The sequence below is a fragment of the Nitrospirota bacterium genome, assembly GCA_023229435.1.
GTDB lineage: Bacteria > Nitrospirota > UBA9217 > UBA9217 > UBA9217 > JALNZF01.
The window spans coordinates 87707-97849 of sequence record JALNZF010000010.1 but is presented as its reverse complement, the minus strand read 5'-3'; the positions used below and the strand labels follow the sequence as shown (position 1 = coordinate 97849).

Here is a 10143-nt window from a genome sequence, read left to right as displayed (position 1 = left end):
CCTTATCAGCTTTGGGACTGGATGTCATACGACTGGGATGGGGACGGCATAAACGGTTATCCCCTGGTGGACGGCGCGTTTGCGGGTGCGTGGGCTGTAAACTTCAATGTGATGGGTGGTCTTTGAGACGGTTGGAAGACGCGCTGCAACGATAACAACGTTTGAACGAACAACACCTGTGATCCGGCATCCGGCGCCTGTCAGTAATATGCCGGGTCAGGAAAGACCCCGGTGAAGGTCATCAGTTCATTCAATGGGCAGCGCCTCTTTTAGAGGCGCTGCCTTTATTGTCATTGTTTAAGGTGAATAGCACACTCCGGTTTCTAACGCCAGAAATGGGGATCGTGGCCATGGATGTGCGCAATTAAAAATACGAGGGTAAGGTAGTGCCAACGAACAGGTTGACGCGTTCGTGTATATCTGTTAATGTTAATTAAAATGATATCAAATCTCTTATAAATCTTGCCGCCAGATATATACCGCTGATCAAGCTGAGCAAATCATGTCCAATTTCATAGAGATCTTCTTCATCGGACTTCTCGGCAGCATGCACTGCATCGGGATGTGCGGCGGTTTTGTGGCCATGTATTCGCTTAAAAAACCGGCGACGAAGCCGACCTTGCCCTATCATATCCTTTACAACCTCGGCAGAATAACGACCTACTCTTTGCTCGGCGGCATTCTCGGTTCAGTCGGATCGTTCTTCGCGTACATCGGCGAACACCGAGGAATTCCCGGCGCGGTGCTGCTGATCGCGGGATCATTCATGGTCCTGATGGGTTTGAATATCGCCGGGGTCCTCGGGAAGAGGGGACTCTTTGAAGAGAACGGGATCACCGGTACCTCCGCCTTCCGACAAACGCTTCACCGAATACTCGCTCTCGAAAGCGTGTGGAGCACATTTCTGCTCGGTCTGCTGCTCGGGTTCCTCCCCTGCGGCCTGCTTTACCCGATCTTCATGAATGCCGCGGCAAGCGGCGGTTTTATCTCCGGGATGCTGATCATGGCGATATTCGGGATCGGTACCGTTCCGGCCATGATGTCGTTCGGCCTTCTGATGACCCGTCTGCGGCCGCACATAAAACAAGCCCTCTATCGCGCCGCGGCTGTCCTGATCGTTATCCTTGGCTTGCAGACCTTTCTCCGCGGCATGGCATTCAACGGATGGATACCCATGGGAAGGTTCTGGTGAGGATATTCCCGCCCCGTGGCGGTCGAAGATCCTGAACACAACGCAAGAAAAACGTATCTACTCAGGTCAAAAAATCTGTTAGCCGCGAAAGAACCCCCGATAAGACATTTCGAGGGCAGGCTCCAGGATCGCAGAGAATTATAACTGAAATACATGGTTTCAGGTTTTTTCTTTGAGTTCTTTGCGTTCTTTTGCGGCCAATCTGAGTAGTTACAAAAAAACTTGACAAAGAATCCCGCTCCGGTGTATTCTGAACAACCAATTAATTAACCGCTTAGTTAAAATATGCGTAAACCGCAACCAACCATAAAAAGATCAGTGGGCCGACGTCCTAAGTCGCCGGGAATCGACGAGGATACGAGGGCCGATATTCTCGCCGCCGCACGCACGGTCTTTGCGCTCCGGGGCTTTTCCGGGACCTCGCTTCGTGAAGTTGCCGAGTCTGCGCGGGTCAATAAGGCCATGATCTACTACTATTTCCAGGACAAGGTCGACCTGTACCGCGCGGTCCTGTCCGATTCTTTTGACGCCATGCAGGACATCTGGAAGCATGAGATCTTTCAGGGAAATGCGCCGGCCCGCCAGAAGATACAACGATATATAAAAGGTTTCATCAGCTTTCAGCACGACAATGAAGATCTCCGGAAGATCCTCGCCATGGAATTCTCCACGACGGGCGCAAAGAGCGGGAACATCAAGTGGATCGCAAAGCACTATTTCGCGAAAAACCACGCGGCGCTGGTAACAATCCTTAAAGCAGGCATGAAGTCGGGTGAACTCAAAAAAATGAACCCGCTCATGGCGGTGGTCGCTTTGATCGGCATGATCATTCACAGTTTCATCTACATCCCGATCAGTCCTTACATACAGAAAAAGAACATGGACATGTCGTCCGAGAAACTGGGCGCATTTGTCGACGAGATATTCTTCAGCGGGTTGAGCGCACCGAAGAATGTCAAAAACAGAAATAATTGACAGAGGTCCGAACATGAAAACACTGATGGTGCGGGGGATCGCCCTGCTGATGACGCTTCTGTTGAGTGCAACGGTCGCACTGGCCGGGGAAAGGTCCTATACCCTTGAGGACGCTTACGAGGCCGCCCTCGGCACAAATGAATCCATGAAGATCGTCGAAGAGGACGTGGTGCAGTCGGACAGCCGGGTCGACCAGGCAGGAACGTATCGCTACCCGCGTCTTTACGGTCAGGCCGCGTATACGAAGTATAATGAGACGCTGCCGCCGGGCGGCGGTCCGGTTATTTTTCAGCCGGACGAACAGTTCCGGGCCGGCCTCATCATGACCCAGCCGCTCTACACGGGCGGCAGGACGCTGGCCGCGCTGCGCACCGCGGAACAAATGCGGGAAGCCAGCCGGAGCGGCCTCTCTGTCGCTAAACAGGACATCCTGATCAAGGTTTCAGAGGCGTACTATGGCGTGCTGAAGGCCCAGAAGGCGATAGATATCAGTCAACGCTCATTGGAGCGTATGGAGCGTCACCAGCAGGTGACGGAACGCGAGGCCGCGACCCGCAAGACCAAGGCGAACGCGTCCGCGCTGCTCCGTGCCAAGTCGCTGGTGAGCCAGGCACGAATCAGCCTGGTACGGTCACGGGATGGCCTCATGATCGCTCGAGACAAGCTCAATCTTCTGACCAAATTACCCGTGGATGCCGTATTCCTTGAACCGCAAACGCTGTACCCGCCCGAGGAGGATCTGGCCCGTCTTCAGGAATCAGCGCTCCGGAATCGAGACGACTATGCCGGCGCAAAGCTGAACCGGAGCATTGCCGCTGAAAACGTGACGATCGTGCGTGGTGGACACTACCCGCAGGTATACGCGGAGGCGGGTCTGACCTATCTGGAGTCGCAGCCGGTAACGGCAATGGATGCGACATCGTATTACGGCGGGCTCCGTCTGACGATCCCCCTGTTCGAGGGCGGTCTGATGAAGGCCGAGGTCGCGGATGCAAAATCAAAGCAGCGGCAGGCTGATCTGTCCGCTGATTTCCTGCGTACATCCATTGCATCCGAAGTGCACGAGGCGTTTGTGAACCTTCAGACCATCGGCTCAGTGATCGATAACGCGAAACTCCAGGTGGAGTATGCGCGCGACAACTTCGATGTTGTCGAGGGTCTCTTTGCCGAAGGGCTGGCGCCGAGTCTCTCGATCATCGACGCTGAACAGGCACTCACCTTTGCTGAGCGCGAACTGGTCAATGCCACCTATGACCGGCAGGTAGCGATCCTGCGCCTGAAGAAAAGCATCGGTATGATGGGAAAAGAGAAACAGTGAGGAGTGATGGAGTGCGGAGTTCGGAGTGAGAAATAAGAAGTAATAAAGTGCTATGCACGTGGTTCTTCCCCTAACTGCTCACATTTTAGTCCTTATCCATTTATTATAACGAGGTTATCATGCGACTTCCTGAAATAGCAATCAAACGACCGGTATTCATGACCATGATCGGGCTGGCGCTCATCGTATTCGGCCTTGTGGCGCTCCCGCGGCTGGCGCTGGACCTTTTCCCCAAAATCGACTTCCCGATCGTAAACATTTCGACCAAGCTCGTGGGCGCCTCCCCGGAGGTCATGGAGGTTGATGTCACGGATGTCATTGAAGAGGCCGTGAATACTATTAACGGTGTTAAGACCATCACTTCACGGAGCATGGAAGAAAACTCCATTGTCACGGTAGAGTTCTTTCTCGAACGTAATGTGGAACAGGCGGCCCAGGACGTTCGCGATAAGGTTGCGGCTGTGCGGAACCGACTGCCCCGGGATACGGAACCGCCGGTGATCGAGAAGATCAGCCCCGAGGACCAGCCGATCATCCTGATCGCGGTATGGGGAGACCGGAACGTCAAGGACCTCACCCACTATGCGGACAAGGTCCTGAAGCGTGACATCGAGAAGATCCCCGGCGTGGGTTCGGTGACCATAAACGGCGGCCGCACACGGCAGGTCCGGATCTGGCTTGACCGAAAGAAAATGGAGGCGCTGGCGCTTACGGCAAGCGATGTAAAGCAGGCGCTCGGCGCAGAGCACAAAGAGGTTCCCGGCGGCAAGATCGAGAACCAGCGGATGGAATATATTGTAAAGACCAAGGGCGAATACGAAACGCCGGAAGCGTTCAATGATCTGGTGGTGTCCTATCGCCATGGACAGCTCATCAAGCTCCGCGATATCGGCTATGCCGAGGACGGTCTCGAGGACGAGCGCTCCATCACCCGATTCAACGGAAAGACCGCGGTGGGACTGTCGGTAAAACGTCAGTCCGGAGAGAACACCGTGGCCGTTGCCGAGCGCATCAAGGCCGCGGTCGCCGCCGTCAAGCCTCCCCAAGGGATCAAGCTTGACATTACCTTCGACCAGTCCATCTATATTCGCCGGTCCATCGAGGACGTCCAGGTTTCGCTCTGGCTCGGAGCCGGCCTCGCCGTTCTCATCATCTTCGTCTTTCTTCGGAGCGTCCGGAGCACGCTTATCAGCGCCGTGGCGCTGCCGACCTCCGTTATCGCGACCTTTGCATTCATCAACGCCTTGGGATTCACCCTGAACATGATGACCATGCTCGGCCTGTCGATCTCGATCGGCATCCTGATCGATGACTCCATCGTGGTGCTCGAGAACATCTATCGCCGCATGGAGGAGGGGGAACCGCCGATGCAGGCCGCAGAGGAAGGCGCGTCCGAGATCGGGCTCGCGGTCATGGCCACCACCCTGTCGATCGTTGCCGTTTTCGTGCCCGTTGCGTTCATGAAAGGTATCATAGGCAAGTTCTTCTACGAATTTGGGATCACCGTGACCGTGGCTGTCCTGATCTCGCTGTTTGTGTCACTGACCCTGACGCCCATGTTGACGTCGCGGTTCCTGTACTACCGGAAAAAGCACGGAAAGTTCTATATGTTCCTGGAACGCGGTTTCGAAGCGATCTTCAGCGTATACCGGCCCCTTCTGGCCGGGGCGCTCCGGAACCGCTGGAAGACCATCCTGTTCGCCCTGGCAAGCGTCATCGCCGGACTTGCCCTTTTTGTCATCGTCGAGAAGGAATTCATGCCGGCTGCGGACCAGGGACGCTACCTGGTCCGCTTGGAAACTCCCATCGATTATTCATTGCCGCGGGCCGACGCCGCCATGCGGCAGGTTGACGAGCAGCTCAGAAAACGCAAGGAGATCGCCGGCACCTTCTACGTTACTGGTTCGGATTTTGCCCCGGAAAGCAACAAAAGCAAGATCTATGTCAACATGAAGGCGCGGAAGGACCGGCAACTCAATCAGCTCGACTCTATGAAGCAGATGCGCGACGAGCTGTCCACGGATATTGCGATCAAATCTTCCATAGAAGAGATCGCGATGGTAGGCGGTGGTATGCGGGCGGTCCCCATCCAGGTGATGATCCAGGGACGGGATCTGGATGAACTGAACAAAAGGACGATGGCCATCAAGGACCAGTTTGCGAAGGTTCCCGGGATCGTAGACGCCGATACGTCCATCGAGATCGGCAAGCCGGAGGTAAAACTCCGTATCGATCGTGATCGTGCGGCCAACTACGGCGTCAGCGCGGCGGCCATCGGCGGCACGGTCAATACGTTGATCGGCGGCGAGATCGTCGGCAAGTACAAGGACGAGAAGGAAGGGGAGCGCTACGACATCACGGCGCGTCTGATCAAGATCGAGCGGGATCAGCCTGACGACATCGGCGTTCTGCAGGTCCGCTCGTCCACCGGAGAGCTCGTGAGACTGCGGGATGTTACCGAGCAGTCCACCGGCACCGGGCCCACGATGATCATGCATTTGAACCGTCAGCGCGGCGCGGCGGTATTCTCGAACATCGACAAGACGAAACCCATGGCAACAGCGGTCAATGACCTCGAGCAGATCATCAAGAAGAACCTGCCGCCGGACATGTCCTTCAAGCTCGTGGGTATGGCGGACGTCATGCTTGACGCGTTCAAGAACATCGCCTTCGCACTGGTCATTGCCATTATCATGGTCTATATGATCCTGGCGGCCCAGTTCGAGAGCTTCGTGCATCCCTTTACCATCATGTTCTCCCTCCCGGTGAGCCTGATCGGCGCCCTGGGCCTGCTGTTCATTACGGGAGAACGTATCAGCATCTTCAGCCTCATCGGCATCATTATGTTGATGGGGCTCGTGACGAAAAACGCGATTCTGCTGGTCGACTACACGATCACGCTGAGAAAGCGCGGTATGTCGCGTGAAGAGGCGCTGTTGAAAGCGGGTCCTGTCCGGCTCCGGCCGATCGTCATGACCACGGCAGCCATGGTGTTCGGCATGCTGCCGACGGCGCTCAAGATCGGCGAGGGTTCCGAGCAGCGGGCGCCCATGGCCATTGCCGTGATCGGCGGCCTCATCACGTCCACGCTGCTCACCCTCGTGGTGGTTCCGGTGGTGTACACGATGATCGATGACCTGGAAAACTTTTTCAAAAAAGAAAGGAAAAAAGGTACATCGTAAGTTGGTAACGAAGCCCGTATCGTCGTTCGGTTACGTCATTCGTCTTCTTCATACGCAGCCGTAAGGCTCTTACCGAAACGGGCGTCGTAACCGTGACCGCTTGACGAAGTCCTCATGAATATGCTCAAACTCGGCCATATCGTTTACTCAAATTGTTTCCCGCCCCATGCCGCGATCATCACGGGACAGGTTCGGTTCCCCTTCAAACTGGTGGAGGGCACTCCCACGGAGTTGAACCGCCTGCTCTATGACGGAAAGGTCGATGTATCGCCGTCCTCGTCCATTGAGTACGCCATGAACCCCGGGCGCTACCTTCTTTTACCGACCCTTTCGATCACCTCGAAGAACAAGGTCATGAGCATTCTGCTTGAAAGCAAGGTGCCGATCGATGAACTGAATAATAAAGTCGTTGCCATGACCACGGCCTCCGCCACCTCGGTGGTGCTGCTTCGCATTCTGCTGGAAGTCCGGTATGATATGAATCCAGGGTACACCCAGTATGAACAGGGTGTTGACGACCCATCGGAACAGGCGGATGCAATGCTCACGATCGGGGACCTGGCGCTCACCAAGATGCCGCAGCCCGAATTCCCCCATCGCTACGACCTGGGAGAGCTCTGGCATGAATTTACCGGCCTTCCGTTCGTATTCGCGCTCTGGCACGTAAATTACAAAAAGAACGTTGAACGGGACCTCGACATGCTGTATGATATACTTGTTGCATCGAAAGCATACGGCATCTCTCATCTGAGGGATCTGGCGCGGTCGGAGGCGGAACGGTTCAATGTTCCGGCGGAATTGCTTTTATCCTATTGGAATTCATTCAGCTACGGCCTGGGGAGAGAAGAGCAAAAGGGACTCCGTGCTTTTTACGGTTATGCCGCGGAGATCGGGGTGATCGAAAAAATTCCAGAGCTGCGGTTCTGGACAAAAGGTTGATGAACTTCAAAAAATGGAATGAACGTCGCAGTAACTGATTCATCATGGTCTAACCCGGACAAGCCGAAAAGCTTTTAGCCACAGAAGTCACAAAGAGCACAAAGGTAAACAAGGAAACTAGAATAGTTTAAAATACTTTCAATCCTTTCCTTGTGCCCTCTGTGCCTTATGTGGCAAAATATTCTTGCCATTCTGAGTAAAATTTTATTCCTTAGTTTCTACGTGTCGGCCGGGACTTCGCCCGGCAGACATGGCCCCTTCGGGGCAGTTCGAATTTAACGTTTTTGTAGGGCAAGGCTTCAGCCTTGCTGATACCGAAAAGCCGCAACCCTGAAGGGTTGCCCTACAACTCAATGAAAACATAAAAAACCCAAACATCGACAACTTTTTGTCGATGTTATAGGCGTAAGCGCCTAATATAACCGGGAGCACAGGCAGCATGTCAATTGCACATCCTCATACCGATACTCATGAACATGTTCACGAACACGACAACGGTCAGGGTCTGCGTCAGGTTCCTGCTGGCGGGAAAAAAGATCTCCTGATCGCGCTTTCCATAACGGTCCTGATGATGGTCGCCGAGGTGATCGGCGGGCTGCTTTCGAACAGTCTTGCCCTGTTGTCGGACGCGGGCCATATGCTGACCGACAATATCGCCCTGCTGTTATCGTTCTTCGCAATGACCTTCGCCTCCATGCCCGCCAACGGACGAAAGACCTTCGGGTTCTACCGCCTTGAGATCCTGGCGGCGTTCGTGAACGGCATCGTACTTGTCCTGATATCGCTCTATATCATGTACCACGCCTATCTGCGGATGATCAATCCCCAGCCGGTACAGGGGATGCTGATGCTGGTTATCGCGGTCATCGGCCTGGTCGCCAATATCATCGGCGCACTGTTCCTGTTCAAACACAGCCACACCAGTCTTAACATCCGCGGCGCCTATCTTCACATCGTCGGAGACGCGCTCTCGTCCGTCGGAGTGGTCATCGGCGGAGTTATTATCCTCTATACGGGATGGTATTTGATCGACCCGATCCTGAGCATCATGATCTCGCTGGTGATCATCTATGGGGCCTGGTCCCTTGTGATGGAGTCGGTGAATATCCTCCTTGAGTCGGCGCCGGCGCATATCGATATCGACACCATTGCAGCGGAGATCGCAAAGATCAAGGGCGTACGTGAGGCCTACCATATTCATCTCTGGTCCATTACCTCAGGCGTCTATGCCCTGAGCGCCCATGTGCTCATCGACGACCGGCTTCTCAGCAACAGCAGGGAACTGAACGACCAGATCAGAACGCTTCTCTCCGAGAAATTCAAGGTGATCCACAGTACCATCCAGCTGGAGTGCGAGAAGTGCGATATGAACCCGTCGTGCAGCCTGCCCGAGGCTGTCAGGAATAATCGATGAACGGTCATTTTTTACGGGGGGCGGAAAACACCGTAACCATTTACAATACGGCTGTCGTTCGGCCTCACCGGTTATGACAGGTCATGCGGGGGCCATGGGACGATCAGAAGCCAAAAAGGTCCTCATTACGGGAGGCACGGGGTTCATCGGAAGCCATCTGACGGAGTTCCTTATCAAGAACGGTTATTCCGTCACCTGTTTGGTCAGGGACCCTTCATCTCTTCGATGGCTTGCCGGACTGGATATTGACGTTGCCGTGGGCGACTGCTCCCGGCCGGAGACGCTCGTGAACGCGGTGCGGAATGTTTCCATCGTTGTTCACGCGGCCGGACTTACCAAGGCACGGCGGGCACGGGAATACTACGAGGTGAACCACGTCGGCACGCGTAATATGCTGGAAGCGTGCTCTCGATATAATCCGGCCATCGAGAAGTTCATCCTGCTCTCGAGCCTCGCGGCAGCGGGACCGGCCAGGGATGGAAAGCCGGTCAAGGCCGGCGACCTCCCGCACCCGGTCTCGGATTACGGCAGGAGCAAGCTCCTGGCCGAGCAAGAGGCGCTTGGGTACCGGGACGCCTTTCCCGTGGTCATTCTCCGTCCCTCGGTGGTCTATGGCCCCCGGGACAAGGATATGTTCGAACTCTTCCGTTGGGCCGGTCGGGGTGTGACGCTGGAGATCATGGGCAGGGAACGGCTTCTCAATTTTTGCTATGTCGGGGACCTGGTGAAAGCGATATCTCTTGCCATGGAGAAGCAGACAAAAAGCGGAGGCATATATTTTGTGGCCGAGGACAGGCCCTATTCCTGGTCCGAAGTAAGGCGGGCATTGTTGTTCACCGGGGCGGTGAAGGCGCTCACCATCAAGATTCCCTATGCCGCGGCATACCTGATCGGTCTGGCTTCGGAGCTGGGGAGCCTTTTCACATCCAGGCCCGCCCTCACGAACAGACAGAAGGTACGGGAGGCTTCGCAACAGTACTGGACCTGCGATCTCGCCGCGATCGAGCACGAACTTGGATTCAAAGCAGCGTATCCTTTGCAACAAGGATTAGAAATCACCTGGAGGTGGTATCGTGACCATAACTGGCTCCAATAAGAAGACACAGAGCATTCTCCGGACGGA

General features: G+C 55.0%; 7 protein-coding genes. All 7 read left to right on the top strand.

Features of this window, described 5'->3' with window-relative positions; all coding sequences use genetic code 11:
- Window positions 1–502: 502 nt before the first annotated feature.
- The 7 genes from M0R70_09190 (at window position 503) to M0R70_09160 (ending at window position 10116) form a co-directional block, all read left to right on the top strand.
- Window positions 503–1192, top strand: coding sequence for a sulfite exporter TauE/SafE family protein (locus tag M0R70_09190; GenBank protein MCK9419537.1), 690 nt, complete (start codon window positions 503–505; stop codon window positions 1190–1192).
- Window positions 1193–1510: 318 nt separating this feature from the next.
- Window positions 1511–2167 (top strand): TetR/AcrR family transcriptional regulator, encoded by a 657-nt coding sequence (locus M0R70_09185; GenBank protein MCK9419536.1) that lies wholly within the window; start codon window positions 1511–1513, stop codon window positions 2165–2167.
- Between the two features lie 13 nt (window positions 2168–2180).
- Complete coding sequence (locus tag M0R70_09180; GenBank protein MCK9419535.1) at window positions 2181–3485, top strand: TolC family protein; 1305 nt, start codon at window positions 2181–2183, stop codon at window positions 3483–3485.
- A 119-nt stretch (window positions 3486–3604) separates the two neighbouring features.
- Window positions 3605–6667, top strand: coding sequence for an efflux RND transporter permease subunit (locus M0R70_09175; GenBank protein ID MCK9419534.1), 3063 nt, complete (start codon window positions 3605–3607; stop codon window positions 6665–6667).
- A 114-nt stretch (window positions 6668–6781) separates the two neighbouring features.
- Window positions 6782–7606: a menaquinone biosynthesis protein gene (locus M0R70_09170; protein MCK9419533.1), complete on the top strand. Its 825-nt coding sequence runs from the start codon at window positions 6782–6784 to the stop codon at window positions 7604–7606.
- Between the two features lie 439 nt (window positions 7607–8045).
- Entirely contained in the window at window positions 8046–9020 is a 975-nt protein-coding gene (locus tag M0R70_09165) for a cation diffusion facilitator family transporter (protein MCK9419532.1), read from the top strand.
- A 94-nt stretch (window positions 9021–9114) separates the two neighbouring features.
- Complete coding sequence (locus tag M0R70_09160; protein ID MCK9419531.1) at window positions 9115–10116, top strand: NAD-dependent epimerase/dehydratase family protein; 1002 nt, start codon at window positions 9115–9117, stop codon at window positions 10114–10116.
- The last annotated feature ends 27 nt before the right edge of the window (window positions 10117–10143 follow it).

What these genes read in the sequence shown, in the direction of transcription:
- M0R70_09190 (MCK9419537.1), top strand. Translation starts at nt 503, where the DNA reads ATGTCCAATTTCATAGAGATCTTCTTCATCGGACTTCTCGGCAGCATG.
- M0R70_09180 (MCK9419535.1), top strand. Translation starts at nt 2,181, where the DNA reads ATGAAAACACTGATGGTGCGGGGGATCGCCCTGCTGATGACGCTTCTG.
- M0R70_09175 (MCK9419534.1), top strand. Translation starts at nt 3,605, where the DNA reads ATGCGACTTCCTGAAATAGCAATCAAACGACCGGTATTCATGACCATG.
- M0R70_09170 (MCK9419533.1), top strand. Translation starts at nt 6,782, where the DNA reads ATGAATATGCTCAAACTCGGCCATATCGTTTACTCAAATTGTTTCCCG.
- M0R70_09165 (MCK9419532.1), top strand. Translation starts at nt 8,046, where the DNA reads ATGTCAATTGCACATCCTCATACCGATACTCATGAACATGTTCACGAA.
- M0R70_09160 (MCK9419531.1), top strand. Translation starts at nt 9,115, where the DNA reads ATGGGACGATCAGAAGCCAAAAAGGTCCTCATTACGGGAGGCACGGGG.